Below are 20,286 nucleotides of genomic sequence, written 5' to 3'. Positions count from 1 at the left end.
ATGCCGTCACTCTTAAATTGAGCGCTAAAAACATGCATGCAAAAACGGCACAAATAATGGTGTGCTCGCCTATCTCAGGTTTATTGTTGCTATGATTTTTTAGTCGTAACGATTCTTAAGATGTAGAAAACCTAGAGTCGATTAAACCGTTTTAAAGACTGTTTATATGGGATGAATAGAGAGATTTTGGCAGAGGCCAATAAAGAAAAAATAGTATGCATAGCGGACTCCTAGATGAAATAGAAGTTCTACCAAATCACTGCTAAATGATTATGGTGGCAGAACGAAGAAGGGTTAGCAGACCAGTCATCTAGGAACCGGCACGCCCGAAGGCGTCCCTCCTCCGTCCTACCGCTACGAAGGGAGACGAACGAGTTCGACACCAAAAAATTGCTCTTTTGATGATCTAGATGAAAACGGTCTGCTAAAACCGACTGGCAATGTGGCCAGCAGGCAAAGGATAATCGGAGAGATTTTGGGTGTCAATGTGGTATTGGCTAGAAAACAGTTAAATAATTATTGTTTTTCATTCTCTTAACTTGATTTTATTTAATGTCTCACATAAAGCTTTTTTGTCGGCTTCTTTAAGTTGAGGATGCTGAACAGGCCACATATAGCTACAGCCATGAGGCGCTTTGTTGTTATTTCTCTTAAGTTCAACGGCAATATTTTTTAGAAGTTCAGTGTTTAGAGAACTAATTTTTAATCGTACTTCTGCTAAATCTTGTGGCTTCCAATTGCTTTCTGGACTCGACAACCAATCAGCCCGATAACGGTATTGAATGGCCTTGGCAACATTCATTTGCGTCATAATAAATGGCTTTACCGTTTCGCTATTTAAGCCAAAAGATTCAGCTTCAGAAAGCGATTGATCGAGAACTTTCTTTTCTTGAGTTAAATCTTCGATAGGTAAATGCTGCTCTGCTTTATAACCTGCGACATCCTTCATATAAGATAAGCATTCGTTAACTAAACGAGCAGTTTGAGTGTATTGTGAAGCTTGAGCGAGTGGAGGAAAACACATAAAAGCTGCCAAGGTCGACGCTACTTGAACAGCTCGTTGAAAACTCTTTATATTCACCATTTAAAACCTACCGAAATTATTGTTATATCATCATTCCAGATCAGTACTGTATTTTAACAACATGTAAAAGTAAAACTTCAAGATAGGCTGAGTTCTTGGCTCCATGCCGAATCAGGTTGCTGATAGATGTGTTGGCATACTTGTTTGAGAGATGAGGTAAAGTGCTGATTTTGCCCCTCCCATTTTTCAACCATGCAATAAGCAACATGAATACCTTTAGGCTGAAACTCTTTGGCTAATGACTGCGATAAAGCTCGAATGCTAGCAAACATGCTTTGGCTTAACACATCGTAATGGGTCGAGTGATTAGAGGGTGCGCCAAGAAAAATAAGGGTGCCCCGCTGTTGTTTAAGCATAGGCTTAATCACAGCTTGAGCAACACTTACTGCACTTAAACCTGTGGTCTGCCAACTGTGTTTAATCTCTTCTAAAGATAAAGCTTCGATATTGGGCGAAGATGAAAAACTCGGCTGAAATACACAGAGTTCAATGGTATGCCCGTGTTTTGAAATATAACGCAATAAGCATTTTAAGTGATCTGCATTCACTAAATTTAAATGTACTGCTGTCACGCCATCATTTATAGAATGAATTTTTATCTTTTGCGCAGCTGAATCATGCGCAACTTGATAAAGATGTAATGGAAAATGTGCGTTTTTATCTAGAATTACAAAATCACGCTCAATCAGTTGTAGGTCATGACCAGCCACTACAACACAGCCCTGCTTTTTTTGAAATTTTTGGAATATTTTTTTTAGCATTTTAATCTCTCAAAATTTTTCTTGATAAGGGCGTAAATCCAACTCATGTGTCCAGAGCTTCGGTGTTTGTTGGTAAAGCATCCAATAATTTTCTGCAATTGCATCAATATTAAGTCCGCCAGTGCCACGCGTAAGACGAGCTAACCGCCCCAGACCAAATAATGCTTTATTCACTCTATCGCCATCGACCATGCCATCAATAATCACATGAGCAATATGGATGCCTTGTGACTTATAGATTTGGGCTAGATTTAAGGCATAAGCTCTTAAGGCAGATTTTCCCATCGTAAAAGCTGCGAAAAAAGGTTTGCCGCGTAGAGATGCACTCGCTCCAGTAAAAATAAGCGTACCGTAATTTTGATCTTTAAAGATTTTTAGACAGCTTTGAGAAACTAAATAGGCCGATAAAAAAGTGGATTGCCACATTTGAGTAAAAAACGACAATGGACTGCGTAAAAAGATGGAAGGAATATTCCCTCCCACATTATGAATTACAGCTGTAATGCGCTCATTTTGACTAGTAATGGTGTCAAATAAGGCTTGTACTTGGTGTATATCTTCTGCATCTAAACGAAACGCTACAGCATCTCCACCATTGGAATGGATTTGGGCAGCCACTGCTTCAATTTTCTGAAAAGTACGCCCAGCAACATAAACTTTTAAGCCTTCTTTGGCGAACAGACGACACACCGCTGCACCAATCCCCTGTGATGCCCCGACGCCAATAACAACCGCACAATCTTGTGTTTTATCTAGTGTTGCTGATGTCATAGACGTTTCATCCTGTTTGTTTTTTATACCATAATGCAATAAACGGTCGATTCAAAATTTCTTTGCCAAACTTTTTACTTGTCCGAACCACTTCACCGAGTTGAGCAACCACGGCAATATCTGCAATGGTTTGGCTGTTTCCAACTAACCATTCACTTTGTGATAAAACCTGTTCAATACGGTCGAGATGTCGTATAAATTCTTCTTCAACATTTTCAGCTTTCATACGTCCTAAGCCTTGAAAGAAAAGCTGCGTTTTTAACTCGGCTAAAATAAAACCTTTTACCATTGGCTTTTCATAGGCCGGACGACCAATACTGCTGATACTGATGGCTTCTTTTAGAGCTTCAGGGTCATTGACGCGTAAATAGACTTCATAAAAATAAAGAGATTCATCCGCCCAGTCTTCCCAAAGTTCGGCAAGAGCTTTTTGATTTGGATCTTCGGGGTAAAGTCGAGGTGTGTCTGGAAAGGCTTCATCCAGATACCGAGCAATTCGAGTGCTGTCTTGAATCCTTTGTCCGTTATGATCAATGACAGGTACTTTACCTACCTTACTTAGCAGAGGAACTTTCGCTCCAAGAATGCCATTGTAGTTAACTGTGTCAAATGGAATTCCCTTGAATCTTAAAGCCCTTGAAATTTTTTGACAGAATGGAGAAATTTCCCATTGATGCAAAATAATATTCGACATTTATTCACCTTTATTTTTAATTGCCTTTTATCTAGTTCTTTTTTAGAACTAATCAATAAATATACAGAATACTTTTTTAAGTCAAACTGTTTTTGATGACGAATAAGTTCCGAAAGCTAAGAATTATTTGATTTTTATTATTTATATCTTAACAATTTTTAAGCAATATACTTTGAATTATAGGGAGCTCTGCTATAAAAAGAGCTCCTCATATAAATTTGAAAGATTAATAAGTCACCGTAACGACAACGCTATCAGAATAGACGCCAGGTCTACTTGCGATGGCAGTGCCTTGCGGAATTTTTCCATACACTGTAGTCGTTTGAGCGCTTCCTGTTCCTGTTTTCGAGACTCCTCCTGCTCCCCCAACACTGATTACACCACCTGTAGCGTCCCATACCGTACTATAGTTAGAATCTTTATATAGCTGATAGGGAATAAATTCATTATTACTATTAGTCATACGCCTAAAGCTCCCAGCTATACGGTTATTGCCATCGCCTAAATAAATGCTATATGGCGTTCCATAATTACAGGTCGAATTTACGGCTCCTTGCGCTGTGTAATCACGCTTAGTCGTGCCAATATCATTAATATTGCCGAAATCTACAGTTGAGGTTGAGTTTAATTGGCACAGACTTGGAACCACAAAGTTTGCTGTTAGCAATGTATCGCCTGAATCCCAGCCACCAAGTAAATCACCACAAGATAAACCCAAAAGATCCATATCCCAATACAACCGAACCGAAGCCGTATATGTTCCTTTCGGATAAGCAAGAAGCGACCCCGTTCGGGCTGGAACTTTTATATTTACCGAGTAGCTCACAATATTATTTGATGCGACTGTTGCTACTGGGCCATACCACACATTGGAGGTTTGGTTGGTAGTGGAAGAGCCAGCCCCGCCTACAGTTGCAGTTACCGTATATGGTAAAGTCACACTATTATTCGCAGTGGTTGCTCCTGTAAATACGGTCTTCATACACATGAAATTAGAAATCTGGGGAAGTCCTAAATTTGTGCAAGTAATTGTGCCTGAAAGGTTTACGGTTGCATCATTATTAATATTTGCTGCTGTATAGGTAAAAGTACTATTTGTGGTACCACTTACCGTGCAAGCAGCTTGAGCTGGACTAAAAAATGCATAAACGAGATAAAATAAGCAAATGCCTATAAAGTATTTTAAAGATGAGGGGAAAAATTTATAGCTCTCTATTTGAGCCTTATTCATAATATTTAATGACATATATAAGGTCCCAATTTTTTAGTTGAGTACTGATTACTGTTATAAGTGAAGTCAACTTGGCAGGTGCCATGATCCATAAGATCGACTTCAAGTTTGTTTTGCTTTAATAAGTTTTGAATAAACACTTCACCGTCATAGCCAACAACCCCATCCTGCTGCCCATTAATGCGTACCGTATAACCTGGTAATAATGGTGAATTGTTTTGATCAACAAGTTTTACTAATCCTGAAATAACCTGATGAGCACCAAAGTCAACTAGGGTTCCTTGGCGATAGCCGACCACTGTTTTTTGATCTGTCGCTTTAACGCTCCAATTTAAAGGAAGATAAGACGGATCTAAATAAATATGGTTCTCTTGATACGGCATTAAGCTCGGAATTAGAAATCTTCCAGATTTATCGGTAAAACCTAAATTAACCCCACCATTTAAAATCTGGCTTTGCGGTCCGGCATTGGTGACAACTGCATAACCCTCTCCAATTTCATTGGCCGCAAATATACGTCCCGCTGCCGCAACCAGTGAACCTGTTGCTGAAAGTGCAACCTGATCGTTATCTCCAAATCGGTTATAGCGTCCTGTCAGGTAAGCAGCACGGGCACGGTAAGAAGTATAAATCGAGGCATTATTTTCACGTGCATCCTGATCTCGCTCAACATAACCACCCCATCCAAATGAACCGATTTTCGGTTCCGATAAACCAAATATTTCTTGACGGTAGCTCAGTCTGCCACTCTCATTAGATACACTTGTGATCGCATTGAGTTTGTTAGACGGTGTATACCGCAGCGCAAAGTAAACGCCATAGTCTTTATTATTTTCATAATCTTTATAGGCAGAAGTATAAAAACCCCAGTTTTTATTAAGACTTCCGCTTAAGTTGGCAGAGAGTAATTTATAAGAGTTATCGCTATATTTGATCTGGTTATATCCCAGATAAGCCCCATAGCCTGCGTAAAAGTTGTAGTTAATCCCTGCCCTAAAAATCTCATCGGCCAGTGCACTGTAGCTCAGATAGTTTTGTGACTCGGCATTAATCTGGTTATCTTTTAAATATCTGACTTGAGACACACGGGCAAGATCAAAATAGTTATCAAATACTTTGCGGTAACTGGTGTTAAATGAAATATTTTTACTGATGCGCCCTTCTAAACCCAACAAGGCAGAATAGCCGTTTTCATCTTTATACTGGCTCGCTGCAATGTCAGCATTAATCACTCCAAAACCAAACAGATTCTTGGCAAATCCTGTACCGAGATTCGACAGACCATCTGTTGAAGCTTCCACGCCCCCGCTTAAAGTCAGTGAATTGCTATAACCGTATCGGATCGCACCTGATGCAAAGGTGGCATCATCATAATCATTTGAATAAAGCCCATAGTTATAACGAGGAACACCGACATCTACAGAAAACTCATTAATCCCTTTTGCCAGAATCTTGGATGAAAAATAGTAAGGCTTTTTGGTAATGCTCTGCTGACCCGTTGCATCGGTGGTCACAAGGGTGACTTCATTTCCTGAAATAAACGGAAGCTGTTTAATATCAAAAGGGCCTGATGGCACTAGTCCTGAATAAATCTTTTGCTGGTTGACGTATAAATCCAAAGTTGAAGGAAGCGCAGCCGAACCGGAGAATTGTGGGAGTGCAGAGGTGACAATATCACCGCGCTGTGTGTAGGCACTCGACCACTGGAAACCGGCCATACGGACACTGCTCCCCCAATCCGGACTGTTAGAAATAAAATCCCCTAGGGTATATATCCTGATCTTTTCAGGGTCGACATATTGCCACTTACTTTCTAGGCGTACCCATTTTTCATGGCTATAACTATTTTCATTACTGCCGTTATATAAAACGCCTGAAGAGAAGTTACCGATCGCACTGTTAAAAATCCCCTCAGCCGAACCGGAAAAGGTATTTTCGTCATTGGTTATGCTGTTATACAAGCTATAGTTGAGAATAGCCGCGTTTAAGGGTTTCATTTTAAGCAAATGTGGGCTGGTAATTTGCTGGCCATTTAAGTCCACTGCATAGCCCGTCAACATGTTTGACGGAACTTGCAAATTTAGGGACTGCTCATTCTCTAGATATTTAAACTGAATTCCCTTTAGATCATTAATACACACCCATTGACTGTCAGGAGTCTGCTCATTCATTTTTAGTCTTAAAGCTTTTAAGTCACGGGCACGGATATACAATTTGCCATCCTTAGACTGCCCTACTGCTACCAAGTCTTCAGCAGCATTTGTATTAATAGAAATATTTAAAAAAAGTTGAGTAAAGTTAAGATCTTGTTCCTGTCTATCACCCTTCACTTGCGCATACTTATTATTGCTATTTATAGCATCTGGAACACGAGGAGTTATTGTGTTCGTATGATCTTGAAGTTGCTCAGCAAAAGAATATGCAGGAAGATATGCAACACATAAGACACCTATAATGTATTTCATATAAGCCTCTTAAAGTGTTGTTTTCTTACCATTAACTGTCAGAGATACACTGTATTTATGATTTGGCTGATATGTAAAATTCTGAATAGAATAATTTCGTGTCTGCTGTCCAAGAATATACCCATTCACGGTGTTTACTTGAATCGGATAACTTTTATTTGCTGTGGTATCAACAAGCGTTAAATTATTTAAAAGCGCATGTCGATTTCCAATATTGCTAATATTTAAAGAAGGAGATTTCTGATTAAGATCAATTTTCCAATTCAGTTTAGTAATCGCGTCTTTATCTACTACAAATACAGGCAATGACGAACGTAGTAATACATTTATTCCTTGAGCCGCTTTACGGCTATCCGCGGGTTTTGGTAACTCATCAATAATAATACGATAGGTTTTTTCACCAGTAATCGCTGCCGGATTAATTCTGACAACACGCAAATTATAAGAATCATTCGGTTTTAATTTTAAAAACGGTGGGCTAATCGCGATCTCATCTGTCGGGATGAGTTGATCTTGCCCATCCTTTTGAGTCCATTCAAACACACGAATCTGTAAATCAGTACTTTCATTCGACTGGTTAAATAAACTAATCGAAGAAGCATTTTGATTACTCAAAATTTCAACATTCACAGGTGAAATTCGGATTGTAGCCGCACTCAAAGCGCTAGATAAAGATAAGAATAAACTCGTAATAATAAAGATATTTTTTTTCATGACTTGCCCAAATAAATCTTTTAATGCATTAGCCCTTTTAAAGGGCTAATAATATTTCTTATTTATTAAAATTAATAAGTTACAGTCACTGTCACAGTATCTAAATAACTGCCAGCACTTGGTAAAGTCGTCCCAGCAGGAATACGACCATACACATTTACAGTTTGAACATTACCAGTCCCTGTCCCAGTATAGGCAGTTGTTGCAATGCCGATTGCTGTTGCCCGGCCTGTGTCAGAGAAAAGGTTGTAAGGAATGTATTCTGTAGTGGTTGCTCCACCAATCATACGGCGCTGTGTTGATAAAACATTCTGACCACCATCAAATGATAAAGTCCATGGCACAGTGTTGTTACAAAGTACTCTGATTGGAGTACCACCTGTAGTTGTGGTATCTGCGTCTACATTGCTCGCAATTGAACTTAATGTTCCAAAGTCTAAGACCGCATTTGAAGTGGTGCCTGTGGCTGAGGTATTTAGAACACAGCTATTTGTCACTGTCGCTCTAACAGTTAATGTTCCAGTTGCTGTAGCAGCATTTGCTGTATTGAGAGAAAATAATCCTGCAGCAATTGCTGATAAATAATAAAAAGTCTTTTTCATGGTCTAAACCTTTTTACATTAAATTGTTGGAATTAATAGATGTAAAAAAATTAACCCTTACTATTACAATCTTTTTTTAATTTGACTGCTCTTTTAAAGCTTATATTTTTTACCCTATTTTGGTCATAATACATAAAAAAAGTTAAACTGCATGACAGCATTTTTATTTAGAATTTCAATTAATAAAATACAATTACTCAAATTAGCTCTAAGTAACAATACAATAACATTTAAAAAATTAAATGATTGATTTTATTTAACTTAATAAAATCACCATAAAATTTATTGGAAAATATTTAAATAAATATGTCAGTCTATTTAGCTTAATTTCCTATAACCCAAGACTATTTTTACAATCAATTATTCTATTTTTTAATTTATTATTCTAATAATTGGTTATTTTATCTCTTCACTTAAAGATGTATTTTAAATAAATCATTAAATCTTATAATTTACCTAAAAGAAAACTAAAAAAAACTGTAAAGCTAAGAAACATCAATAAAGCTAATTTTTGACTGCTATATTTCTATGTAGAAATATAAAAATAAAGGCTTCTTTAGAGACCTTTATTTAGTAAGTTTAAATAATTAAATGCTCAGCATGCTATTTAAAGTTTCAGAAACGTTTTTCGATTTCACTTTAGGTTGCAACGCTTGTAAAGCCTGTTGCACTTGAGTGCGCTGAGGTTCTGCAAGCGTATACCAACGTGACAATACCTGTAATAGACGCGAACCTAAAATTGGGTTCTTTTCATCTAGATATTGTGCAAGGTTAATAAAGTGAGCTACACCAAAGCCCCACGTATTTTCTGGATTATTTGACAAGCCACCACTTACCGCACGAATACGATTTGGAGTTGTTAAATCATAGTCTGGATGTTGAGTAAGATACTCAATTGTTTCTGTAGTGGCATTTGGGTTTGCAGCTTGAATCATAAACCACTGATCTAAAGACAAGGCTTCATCTTTAAAGCGATCATAGAAATCAGCAAGTGCTTCTTGAGCTTGAGGCGCATTTTGCCAAACCAATACACGTAACGCACCTAAACGCTCAGACATATTGCCTGTGTTTTGGTATTGAACATGTGCTAATTCAAATGCAGTTTGATCGCCTTGACGCGCCATCATCATCAGCATGATATTTTTTAATGCACGAACACCCATGGCTAAAGAGAATTCTTTTTGCAGGTCCGGGTCAAGCGTAAGGTAAGTATCTTTCCAGAATGAACCTAACTCTTGTGCCAAACGATTAAGTAAGGCTTCACGTTTGACATGAATATCGGCTGGTGCGTAGTCCTGATCAATACGACTACCCAAATAACCTTCACTTGGTACATCAAACAAACGTGATGCTAAAAGCGGGTCACGACCAACCAAATCAGGCAAAGTGCTCTGAATAGCTTGAATGTACGCATCTGCAGAATGGTCTTCTAGCAAAATACGCTCAAGCAAGGTTTGCGTTGCTTGCCACTGGTTAAAACCATTTGTTTCGTGTTGAATTAAGAATGCCAATTCTGCATCAGTATAGTCAAACACAAGATTTACAGGCGCAGAGAAATTACGCAGCAATGACACAACTGGTTGCTCAGTCACACCTGTGAATTCAATAGTTGCTTCGTCTTGATCAAACAAGTACACACCATCTTTAACATCATTTACGAATAAGCTGTCACTGTGCAATGTATATTGCTCGCCTGTTTTAGCATTAAATAGCGCTAAAGCCACAGGAATTGGAACAGCTTTTAAATTTGGATATTTCGGATGTGCTTTTAGGCTTTGTTTAAAGCTTAAACGGTAAGTTTGTGCTGCTGCATCGTACTCACCTTTTGCTTCAAGCTTTGGCGTACCTGGTTGGTTGTACCAAGTTAGAAATGCAGATAAATCGACACCTGAACCTGCAGATAATGCAGCAACCCAGTCTTCTACTGTTACGGCTTGTCCATCATGACGGCGGAAGTATTCATCGGTTCCTTGACGGTATTTTTCTTTGCCTAACAAAGTCGACATCATGCGGTTAATTTCCGCACCTTTTTCATAGACTGTCGCTGTGTAGAAGTTATTAATTTCTACAAAGTGATCTGGACGTGGTGGATGCGACAATGGACCAGCATCTTCAGGGAATTGATGCGATTTAAGTACAGCGACATCATCAATACGTTGAACCGCAGCAGATTGTAAATCTTCAGAGAAAGACTGGTCACGGAAAACCGTTAAACCTTCTTTTAAGCATAGCTGGAACCAGTCACGGCAAGTAATACGGTTCCCTGTCCAGTTATGGAAATATTCATGGGCAATCACAGACTGCACACGCATAATTGCAGCGTCCGTTGTGTATTCTTCATCAGCAAGCACACATGAAGTATTAAAGATATTTAAACCTTTATTTTCCATGGCACCCATGTTGAACTGGCTAACAGCAACAATCATATAGTTGTCGAGGTCATACGCACGGCCGTAGTGTTCTTCATCCCAACGCATAGAATGCTTTAATGCTTCCATCGCAATATGGCATTTTGGAATGTCTTTCTCGATTGCATAGATTTCTAAAGCAACATCACGCCCTTCCGAAGTCGTATAGCGGTCTTTAAGAACGGCTAAATCACCAATGACACAAGCAAACAAATAGCTTGGTTTTTTAGTCGGGTCTTGCCAGATCGCAAAGTGACGGTTTTCACCTACCTCACCTGTTTCAAGTAAATTACCATTGGCAAGTAATACCGGATATTTTCTGTCTGCTTCTACACGTGTCGTAAAGACTGAAAGTACATCTGGACGGTCTGGATAGAAGGTGATTTTACGGAAACCTTCAGGTTCATTCTGGGTTACAAACAACTCATCTGCTTTATATAACCCTTCAAGCTGAGTATTGGTTTCAGGATGAATAATGACTTGAGTTTGTAAAATGACTTCATCTGGTGCATCAGTGATCACCAGTTGTTCACTATCGAGTGAATATTGTGCAGGAGTAAGATCTTGACCATTGAGCTGAATAGATTGCAACTCAAGATCACGGCCCAATAACACCAAGTCTCCAGCAGTTTGACGCTTCATGACTAATGTTGAATCAACAATTGTTTTGTCGTCATATACTTGAATATCAAGATTAATGGATTCAACCAAGAATGAAGGTTTTTGATAATCTTTTAAATAAATTGTTTGATCTGCCTGAACTGGAGGCTGTGCCGCAATATTCATCTTTATTCCTTATATACTTTTCGGAAACCGTAGTACGAATTTTATGAACTTGATCATACACATTCATACATACCGTGTTTGTTTACCTTTATAAAATTAATGGGACTTCATTTATACATTTCAAATTAGAATCGTCTTTTATTAGCACAGATTAGACCAAAATTACGATAATCGCTGCTTATATAATCAATCTATACAATAAAAATAAAACAACTTCAGCTTTTAACATTTTTTAGAGTCAGCTTACATTTTGGGCATGGTTCTTGCCTTCATTAATACACCAATATAAATATTTCAATCAGAACAAGAGGTGTCAGTATGGAATTAAAAGCACATTTTCATCGTTTAGAAAATATTAAAGCGATTCATGATCTAGACGCAGCAGGACTCGATCACCATGTGATCGCAGTATTTTTATCTGCGGAAGGTATTTCTATTACAGCTCAGGAGGTGACCTCTATCGTTAATACTTATGATGCTTTAGGTAAAGTAAAATTACCAAGTAAAAAAGTGCAGGCACTTATCAATGCCAAAAAGCTTGGACAGAATGATGAGAGCTTGCCGTGCCCTGTTTAATTTTAAATTTTAACCCCTTATGAAAACCTAAAGTTAAGACAAAGACTTTAGGTTTTCTATTTTTGCACCAAACAAAAATACAATCTCAGCTATCGGCAATGCGGCTGTGTATAATAAGTCAATCATGATAGTTTTAAACGTTCGGAGCAAAATGGTCTTACAAATTCTACAGAAACAGCTAGATGAAAGTAGCCATTGTCCTCTCTGCCAAGCTTCAATGTACTGGGTAGATGCCGAGCAATTTGAACAAGACATTCAGTTTCATGAATGCAGTCATTGTCAGCACCGTGTATTTAAAGATACGAAAATGACTTGTCATTGTGAAACATGCACAAAACAACGGAAAAAGCTTTTACAGCAAACACGCCTACAAGAACAACGCCAGTTTAAGTCAAAAGAGCAACCACAACGTAGTCTGGAACAGCTCAGTTTTTTACATAAACTTTTTTTGCTTAGCTTGCTTGATGACTATGCACGTGACGATGTTGCTCATGACGAATACATTCACTGGGACCAAATTAAATATCAGTCCATTACACCAAACTGGATTTTTCAAAACTATCTGATTAAGCAACTCCATAAAGATGGAATTTTAAACGCCCAAGATCAAGCTGATGAACCTCAGTGCTTTTATTTAAACATTCGCTTGGACGGTTATAGTGACCCAAGTTTATTTAGTGTAGCTCAGCAACTACGCCACTGGTTTTATGAAAATTTAAGTCTTGGTATTCCGTTTCGTAGTGCCGATGAAGTAAAAGACGTACTTTTTCAGGTGCTCTATCAAGAGATTATTCAGTTTATGCAGTTCTATTGCCGAACTTGGGGCATTCAAATTGCAGGAAGCTCTAATTTCCAAACTTTTTGCTATCGCTTAATGGATTCATTAGCAATTGGGCAGATTTATTATTTAATTCAAACCGCACTCGAGTATCTTTATAAACAGAAAGCCCTACAGCCGCGTAATGAAAAATTTATTAACACCAATTTGTTGAAGAAAACCTTAGAGCAATATCGCGAGAGAGCCTTAGCTGAAAAGTGGGAAACCTCAATGTTGCCTCGTCCTCACAATATTCCCTACAGTAAAATGAGTTATATTTTACTTAACCGCTTCTTAGGTTACGACGAACAAATCTTTGTACAACCTGTCTGGAAAGCATGGCGAAAAATTGAACCTCGATTAAACTTTTATTCAGTTAAACGTTGTATGCATTGTGGTTCAAACGATTTAAGTGTTGATTATGATGCAGCAGATTATGTTTCTTTGATTTGCCAAAAATGTAAACATCAAGATCATTATTTTACTCACTAAATCTACAATCACTTTGGCTTAATAAGGATAATAATATGACATCAGCATCGACTTTGATTGAGCAGGTAATTGACGCTTGGCAAAACATGCAGGCAAAAACGCCTCTTGTGCAATGCATTACCAATAGCGTCGCGGCCAACTATACAGCCAATGTCTTACTTGCTTCTGGTGCTTCACCTGCCATGATTGATAATCCTTATGAAGCAGAAAGTTTTACCAAGATTTCTTCAGCTTTAAGCATTAATTTGGGTACGCCAACTTCAGAGCAAATGCAAGCCATGCAAATCTCTGCCAAGACTGCACAGCTTAATAACATTCCATGGGTGCTTGATCCAGTCGGCTATGGACCAATTTTAGCTTGGCGTAGTCAAATGACAGACGAGCTTTTACAGTTCAAGCCAAGCATTATTCGTGGTAATGCCTCAGAAATTAGTACACTTGCAGGCAACCAAGTTCAATCTAAAGGTGTGGATAGTACTTTAAGCAGTGATCAGGCCTATCAACAAGCCTATGCACTATTAGCACATGCGGACTGTATCGCTATTTCAGGTGAGTCAGATTATATTTTATCTAAAGAATTAGACACCGTTATTCAAGTAAACGGTGGAAGCCCTTTACAGCCCAAAATCACAGCAACAGGCTGCGCTTTAGGTGCATTAATCGCAGCATATAGCGCTGTGACGACGCCAACCATTGCTGCTCTTTCAGCTCATGTTCATTTTGCAATTGCAGGTAAACTGGCAGCAAATCAAGCACAAACTATGGGAAGTTTTAGTTCCATTTTTATGGACTATATCCATATGTTAGATGCTAACTTAATTGAGCAATATGCAGATATCAAACTTTTAAATCTACAGACATAACCTAATTTAGGCTTGTGTCACTTGCACTCATTTTAAAAGTGAGTAGATGTTAGTAATACGCACTACTTTTACATAGTGCTCATCTCTATTCTTGATCGAAATTGCGCTTTTTTAGAATTATACAAATTGCTTAAAATAATCTTCTCTTGGCATATCGATAAGCTCAACGCACAATTGAATTTCTTTATTAAACTCTGGTTGTAGATATTTTTTGTTGCTGAGTGCCGTCAACAATTGCTCACCCACAAGTTGTTTTTGTTCGGCAGTTCTTCCCGACAAAATATACGCCTTTACATGAATATAGGCTTGATCAACCCCTAAGCCAATCAGAAAAACCTCATCTTTACGCGCACGACTTTTAATGTCTTCTGGACTAAATAGCTCTGTTTCAATTAGTGTGGTATTAATTTCTTCAAGTAATTGTTTTGCATTTAGTCCAGTTAAGTTATCTGAATAATCAACTACAACGTGCGGCATAGCCACCTCAATTTATATAATAAGTCATTAAGCTAATTAAACTTTACTCAATAAATAATAAAGCTAATCGAACCTGATCATATCCCATTCGAGGGCTGGTTGCTTCAACAATTGGTCTGAGTTTGATCGAACCATCATCAGAAAAATGATCTGGATTTTGGCGCTTTTTCAGCTTTTTATAAATTTTTCGGATTTCTTCGACCACTTCTTCACCCGGATGGGCAACCGAAATATCTAGCTTTTGCTCTTTATGCAGTCGAGCCAAGTGATTAATAATCGTCGCTGGGGTTAAACCACGTTCGTGCGCGATGTCTTCAATCTCGTAACCTTCTTCAAACAAGACACGTGTCTCGTCTAGCGTTGCCGTAGCGTAATTTTGCTTGCCACCTTTTGCGAGTTTCTTCTCATTACGAGAAATCTCGGTTTCATTCAAGGTGCCACCACAGTGACGAATAAACGCTTTATGCTGAGCCGTTAAATCTACATCTGCAAAGTTGTCTTCGGCCTCTTTTGAAAGTTCTTGGAAACGGCGATCGGCTTTGACAGCTAAACTGTCTAACTCTAAAGCTTGCTCGTTGATACCTAATAATTTTAGACCAGTTAAAGATTTTAAGCGCGACAATGCAACATAACCCTGACCTTTCTCGAAGGTATTCATTAGGTTAATTTCAGCGGCTTCTAAAGTCATCCCTTGGCTTTTATGAATAGTAATCGCCCACGCTAAACGAAGTGGAATTTGCTGAAAACTTGCAATCACTTTGCCTGCTTCGTTTTCGACTGACCACGTCTCAGGCGCAACCAACAATGTCGTGCCATCAGTCAGTTTTACTTTCGGCAGTAAGCCATTTTCGTCATCTTCCTCAAAGCCGATGACTTCACCCAAACTTCCGTTGATATAGCCCATATCAAAGTTATTTTTTACAAACATGACTTTGGCATGCTTTTTAAGTGTGAGTTCTTCTGGCGCACGAACTGAAGACTTTAAAGTTTCTAATAATTTTTCATTACCGTCTAAAACGGCATTAAATTGATGCCCTTCATTATCAATTTCATTTAGGTGCTGATAGTTGATATTGTCGACATCCATATTGTGTGTATAAAGACGAGTAAAGGTCTCACCAATATCATGCGCGCGTGATTGACGCAGTGCTTGCAAATGATCGGGTTGAATATTTTGCGCACGAATAGCATTTAAAATCTGGTTCAGAATTTCATCGTCTTGACGGTGCTGCTCTGTTAAATAACATACGCGGAATTTAGCTTCGACCCATGCATCTGACATAAAGCAGAACTTGTCGCGATTGGCTTCACCATTACGTCCTACAGGCGGCAACTGGAAGAAATCTCCAGCCACAATGACTTGAATACCACCGAATGCTTCGTCGCTTTCTTTAAAATATTTTAGAACTTGATTGACCAGATTAAGCTGTTTCGCATGTAGCATTGAGATTTCATCAATCACAAGAACTTGCGCATTTTCAAGGTGTTCCTTGAGATATTTACGCTCTTTCATGCGTTTTAGATCGTCGTCAGTTAACAGATCTTTAATGCCAATGCCAGCCCATGTATGAATGGTCATACCGTTCATATGTGTTGCTGCAATACCTGTAGAGGCCGTAATTGCCACAGGCACTTTACGTGCTTTTAGGTATTGGATGTACTGATTAAGTGTATAGGTTTTCCCTGCACCAGCCGAACCGGTTAAAAAGACATTTTCACCTGCTTTAAGCAGTTTAAGCGCAGTTTCCTGTTTCATAATCTCATATGTACATCTTCAACAGCCCATAGCTTAACGATTTTCCCGAAAAAATTAAATGAATGTGCCAAACTTTCTAAAAAGCATATACAAATCAATAATTAATAAACAAATAATGTTTGGTAGGTTTTTGGTAGGTAGGAAAATAATCTTCAGATCACAATACTAAGCCCATGGTGAGGCTCACCTGTAATAACAAACAATGGATTTATGGAAGAAGGAATCACTCCATGGCTTTTAAAAATATTGCAGATCAAACAAACGGTTTTTATATTCCTTGTGTATCACTCTTTGGACCAGGATGTGCCAAAGAAATTGGTACAAAGGCGCAGAACCTCGGTGCAAAAAAAGCATTAATTGTGACCGATGAAGGCTTATTTAAATTTGGTGTTGCGGATCTTATCGCGAATTATTTAACAGAAGCAGGCGTCGCAAGCCATATTTTCCCGGGTGCTGAACCTAACCCAACCGATATTAATGTTCACAACGGTGTTAATGCCTATAACGAAAATGGCTGTGACTTTATTGTCTCTCTAGGTGGCGGTTCATCTCATGACTGTGCAAAAGGGATTGGCTTAGTTACTGCGGGTGGTGGTCATATTCGCGACTACGAAGGTATCGATAAAAGTAAAGTACCGATGACGCCATTGATTGCAGTGAATACAACGGCTGGTACGGCATCTGAAATGACTCGTTTCTGTATTATTACCAATACCGATACTCACGTAAAAATGGCGATTGTTGACTGGCGTTGTACCCCACTAATTGCGATCGATGACCCGAAACTCATGATTGCAAAACCGGCAGGTTTAACCGCTGCAACAGGTATGGATGCATTAACCCATGCAGTTGAAGCATATGTTTCTACGGCGGCGAACCCGATTACTGATGCGTGTGCAGAAAAAGCGATTACGATGATTAGTCAATGGTTACAACCTGCTGTCGCAAATGGTGAAAACATCGAAGCACGTGATGCAATGAGCTATGCACAATATTTGGCTGGCATGGCATTTAACAACGCATCTTTAGGTTATGTTCACGCAATGGCGCACCAGTTAGGCGGTTTCTACAACCTACCTCACGGCGTATGTAATGCAATCTTGTTACCACATGTTTGTGAATTTAACTTAATTGCCTGCCCAGATCGCTATGCAAAAATCGCAGAATTAATGGGTGTAAATACGCAAGGTCTCACCGTAACAGAAGCTGCGTATGCTGCAATTGATGCTATCCGTAAACTGTCTTCATCAATTGGTATTCCATCTGGTTTAACCGAGCTTGGGGTAAAAATTGAAGACCTTGCGGTGATGGCAGATAATGCTCAAAAAGATGCATGTATGCTCACCAACCCTCGTAAAGCAAATCATGCACAAGTTGTGGAGATTTTCAAAGCAGCACTTTAATACTGATGTAATGGCATATCCCTCTAGTAAGTCAAATCCCTCCGACCGTTGACTTACTTTTTTGGGGAATACTTAGCTCCAGCGGTATTCCCTTTTTTTAGAACCTATACTCCAACCTTTTCCAAACCTGATTGACAATTCGCCCATTTCATTGAAGGATACTCTGCATGTCTTAATTACAATAGCTCGATAAAAATGAATACATCTTTAGCTAATCAAACTTATGTTCCAGATATTTTAGGCACGGGTTACGAACAGCTCACACTTAGTTTTCCTGATGATTATGAAGGGAAAGTTGTAGCCACGTTAGTGCGTAAAAAAGCCGCTCAATCTACTCAAAAAGCCGTACTATATATTCATGGTTTTTTAGATTATTTCTTTCAAACCGAAATGGCTGAGCAATTCAATGCTCATGGTTACGACTTCTATGCACTTGATTTAAGAAAATATGGCCGCTCAAAGCTGCCTCATCAAATTTTTTATAATGTGCTTGATTTAAAAGAATACGACACCGAAATTACTCAAGCATTAGAGATTATTGGCAAAGAGCAACACACTCAGGTTTTACTCGCAGGGCATTCAACTGGTGGTTTGACAGCAACACTTTATGCTGCTCATCATCCAGATCATCCTCTTATTAAAGCGCTATGGGCAAATAGTCCGTTTTACGACTTTAATTTAAGTCTAGTCGAAAAGAAGTTTGGTATTCCAATGCTCAGTCGAGTAGGAGAATATCTACCAAAAGTTAAATTCCCAAGCCAATTAAACAAATGGTACACTACCAGTCTTCACAAGCAGCTCAAAGGTGAATGGGAGTTTAACCTTGACTGGAAACCAACCTCTGCCCCTACAGTTCAACTCAGCTTTGTACATGCAATTCATACGGCACAAAAAGAGATTCACCGCGGGGTTAAACTAAACGTTCCCGCACTGATTATGCATTCGCATCAAACTAAAAACCCAAAAAAATGGGGACCAGATGCAACTCAAAGTGACGTGATTTTAGACGTTAAAGACATTGAAAAACATGGTAAAAAAATTAAAGGTGATGTCTCGGTTGTCTCTATTCACAATGGATTGCATGACTTAGTCCTTTCGGCCCAGCCAGTACGGAAACAAGTCTATCAACAATTGTTCCAGTGGCTGGATCAAAAAATTACTTAACTGAGCTTAGGTGAGTCAATATATTTCACCAGCAATTGATGCGCAGGATGTTCACTCGGTAATAGCTCCATAAGGCGTTCTACCGCATCAATTGCTTCAGGGAAATGAGCTAAATGCTTAAGTAATAAATCTGTTTCTTGAGTTTTAAAAATCGCATCGCTCAAGCGTGACTCAAGGCAGTCACGCCATGCGCATAAAAATGGACTTTCAGTTTTTGCCAGAAATACGCCTGTGTAAAGCTGCAAAGCAGAAGCCGCATATCCCGCATCCAGTGCTTGTTCAGCTTGTAAAAAATCGGCTTCAACATGCACAAGCAGACGATATGGGCGTGAACCAAGTAAACCACCTAAAATATCTCGTAGTTGAGACATTTCAGCTTTCAGTGTACCCATGCTGACTTTACGTTCGCCGTAGAGCGCCTGATAAAGATGCTCTAAAGTTAAGCCATGGGGACATAAAGCCAATATCGTCAAAATTTCAATTTGACGGGGCGTTAATAACAAGCTTTTGCCGTTAAATTTAACTTGCGGTGTCGAAAATGCACGAATATGTAACTGTTGACGCTGCTGCTCTAGCAAAGCGGATTGAATAATGGATGCACAACGTTCAGCAGCCAATATTCCTAAACTATTATGGTTCTTCCAAGTCGTCGACAAATCAACGACACCCAGAGTTTGTTTTGAATATGGATCGATAATCGGTGCGGCATAGCAAACCCAATCATGAATCGATTCCATATAATGTTCATTTGAAAAAACACAGCTTGATTGTTGAGTTTTTAAAGATAAAGCCAAGGCATTCGTACCAACAAATTCTTCACGCCACTGACCACCCTGCACAAAATGTACACGCTCCGCAGCACTTTGCATTTGAGCACTTGGTGCCGTCCAGATAATGGTACTGCCGATATCACCGACAGCAATCACCATTGAAGATTGCTCTGCAATATGACGCAAGTCATCGGCACATTGGCTTAAAGCCAGATCTAAAGCATTCTGTGAGGCAGTTTTTTTCTCGACTAATGGAGCAGCAAAACGCTCTTTAGGAATCGCAGCAGAAGCTGATCGTTCCCAAGAGCTTGCAATACTTTGGCCGAGTTTGGCAGCGTTTTGAGGAGAGAGACTATTTTGCGTGCGCAGTTGATCAATCAACGTCCGTTGCTGCAATAAATCCTTTTTTGTGAACATTTGTAAATTCCTTATATATCCACATTTCTATTCCA

General features: G+C 39.0%; 17 protein-coding genes. 5 read left to right on the top strand and 12 right to left on the bottom strand.

The window, feature by feature from the left end:
* Positions 1-526: 526 nt before the first annotated feature.
* From SOI76_RS06930 to pepN, 9 genes are all read right to left on the bottom strand, one after another.
* A complete protein-coding gene (locus SOI76_RS06930) occupies positions 527-1,084 on the bottom strand; it encodes a chorismate mutase (protein ID WP_104078894.1) in 558 nt (185 codons plus the stop codon).
* Between the two features lie 77 nt (positions 1,085-1,161).
* Positions 1,162-1,845: an SDR family NAD(P)-dependent oxidoreductase gene (locus SOI76_RS06925; RefSeq protein ID WP_104078895.1), complete on the bottom strand. Its 684-nt coding sequence runs from the start codon at positions 1,843-1,845 to the stop codon at positions 1,162-1,164.
* 9 nt (positions 1,846-1,854) lie between these two features.
* Positions 1,855-2,616, bottom strand: coding sequence for an SDR family NAD(P)-dependent oxidoreductase (locus SOI76_RS06920; RefSeq protein ID WP_104078896.1), 762 nt, complete (start codon positions 2,614-2,616; stop codon positions 1,855-1,857).
* Positions 2,617-2,623: 7 nt separating this feature from the next.
* Positions 2,624-3,310 (bottom strand): glutathione S-transferase family protein, encoded by a 687-nt coding sequence (locus SOI76_RS06915; RefSeq protein WP_057074573.1) that lies wholly within the window; start codon positions 3,308-3,310, stop codon positions 2,624-2,626.
* Positions 3,311-3,536: 226 nt separating this feature from the next.
* Positions 3,537-4,556 carry a spore coat U domain-containing protein gene (locus SOI76_RS06910; protein ID WP_104078897.1) on the bottom strand — a complete coding sequence of 340 codons (1,020 nt, stop codon included), beginning with the start codon at positions 4,554-4,556 and terminating at the stop codon, positions 3,537-3,539.
* Complete coding sequence (locus tag SOI76_RS06905; RefSeq protein WP_104078898.1) at positions 4,547-7,006, bottom strand: fimbria/pilus outer membrane usher protein; 2,460 nt, start codon at positions 7,004-7,006, stop codon at positions 4,547-4,549. The genes SOI76_RS06910 and SOI76_RS06905 overlap by 10 nt, the downstream gene beginning before the upstream one ends.
* A 9-nt stretch (positions 7,007-7,015) precedes the next feature.
* On the bottom strand, positions 7,016-7,720 hold the full coding sequence (locus SOI76_RS06900) for a molecular chaperone (protein ID WP_104078899.1): 705 nt from the start codon (positions 7,718-7,720) through the stop codon (positions 7,016-7,018).
* A 71-nt stretch (positions 7,721-7,791) separates the two neighbouring features.
* Positions 7,792-8,322 (bottom strand): spore coat U domain-containing protein, encoded by a 531-nt coding sequence (locus tag SOI76_RS06895; RefSeq protein ID WP_104078900.1) that lies wholly within the window; start codon positions 8,320-8,322, stop codon positions 7,792-7,794.
* Between the two features lie 587 nt (positions 8,323-8,909).
* Positions 8,910-11,516 (bottom strand): aminopeptidase N, encoded by a 2,607-nt coding sequence (pepN, locus tag SOI76_RS06890; RefSeq protein ID WP_104078901.1) that lies wholly within the window; start codon positions 11,514-11,516, stop codon positions 8,910-8,912.
* Between the two features lie 318 nt (positions 11,517-11,834).
* Here pepN and SOI76_RS06885 point away from each other — a divergent pair, with 318 nt between their 5' ends.
* The 3 genes from SOI76_RS06885 (at position 11,835) to thiM (ending at position 14,264) form a co-directional block, all read left to right on the top strand.
* Positions 11,835-12,092: a hypothetical protein gene (locus SOI76_RS06885; RefSeq protein WP_005068647.1), complete on the top strand. Its 258-nt coding sequence runs from the start codon at positions 11,835-11,837 to the stop codon at positions 12,090-12,092.
* Positions 12,093-12,243: 151 nt separating this feature from the next.
* Positions 12,244-13,401 carry a hypothetical protein gene (locus SOI76_RS06880; RefSeq protein WP_205668358.1) on the top strand — a complete coding sequence of 386 codons (1,158 nt, stop codon included), beginning with the start codon at positions 12,244-12,246 and terminating at the stop codon, positions 13,399-13,401.
* Positions 13,402-13,436: 35 nt separating this feature from the next.
* On the top strand, positions 13,437-14,264 hold the full coding sequence (gene thiM / locus SOI76_RS06875; protein WP_104078902.1) for a hydroxyethylthiazole kinase: 828 nt from the start codon (positions 13,437-13,439) through the stop codon (positions 14,262-14,264).
* Positions 14,265-14,381: 117 nt separating this feature from the next.
* On the opposite strand, the gene SOI76_RS06870 is transcribed toward thiM, so the two are convergent.
* Positions 14,382-14,741 (bottom strand): 5-carboxymethyl-2-hydroxymuconate Delta-isomerase, encoded by a 360-nt coding sequence (locus tag SOI76_RS06870; protein WP_205668359.1) that lies wholly within the window; start codon positions 14,739-14,741, stop codon positions 14,382-14,384.
* A 43-nt stretch (positions 14,742-14,784) separates the two neighbouring features.
* A complete protein-coding gene (locus tag SOI76_RS06865; protein WP_019767620.1) occupies positions 14,785-16,497 on the bottom strand; it encodes an AAA family ATPase in 1,713 nt (570 codons plus the stop codon).
* A 230-nt stretch (positions 16,498-16,727) separates the two neighbouring features.
* On the opposite strand from SOI76_RS06865, the gene mdh reads away from it, so the two are divergent.
* Both mdh and SOI76_RS06855 read left to right on the top strand, forming a co-directional pair.
* Positions 16,728-17,900: an iron-dependent methanol dehydrogenase gene (gene mdh / locus SOI76_RS06860; RefSeq protein ID WP_104078904.1), complete on the top strand. Its 1,173-nt coding sequence runs from the start codon at positions 16,728-16,730 to the stop codon at positions 17,898-17,900.
* A gap of 195 nt (positions 17,901-18,095) precedes the next feature.
* A complete protein-coding gene (locus SOI76_RS06855) occupies positions 18,096-19,064 on the top strand; it encodes an alpha/beta hydrolase (protein WP_104078905.1) in 969 nt (322 codons plus the stop codon).
* Here the strand turns inward: SOI76_RS06855 and SOI76_RS06850 are convergent.
* Entirely contained in the window at positions 19,061-20,251 is a 1,191-nt protein-coding gene (locus tag SOI76_RS06850) for a helix-turn-helix domain-containing protein (protein ID WP_104078906.1), read from the bottom strand. The genes SOI76_RS06855 and SOI76_RS06850 overlap by 4 nt on opposite strands.
* Positions 20,252-20,286 lie beyond the last annotated feature (35 nt).

It is taken from the genome of Acinetobacter pittii (genome assembly GCF_034064985.1).
GTDB lineage: Bacteria > Pseudomonadota > Gammaproteobacteria > Pseudomonadales > Moraxellaceae > Acinetobacter > Acinetobacter pittii_H.
Note: the sequence above shows the minus strand (reverse complement) of the source record. Positions and strands in the feature narration are given on the sequence as shown.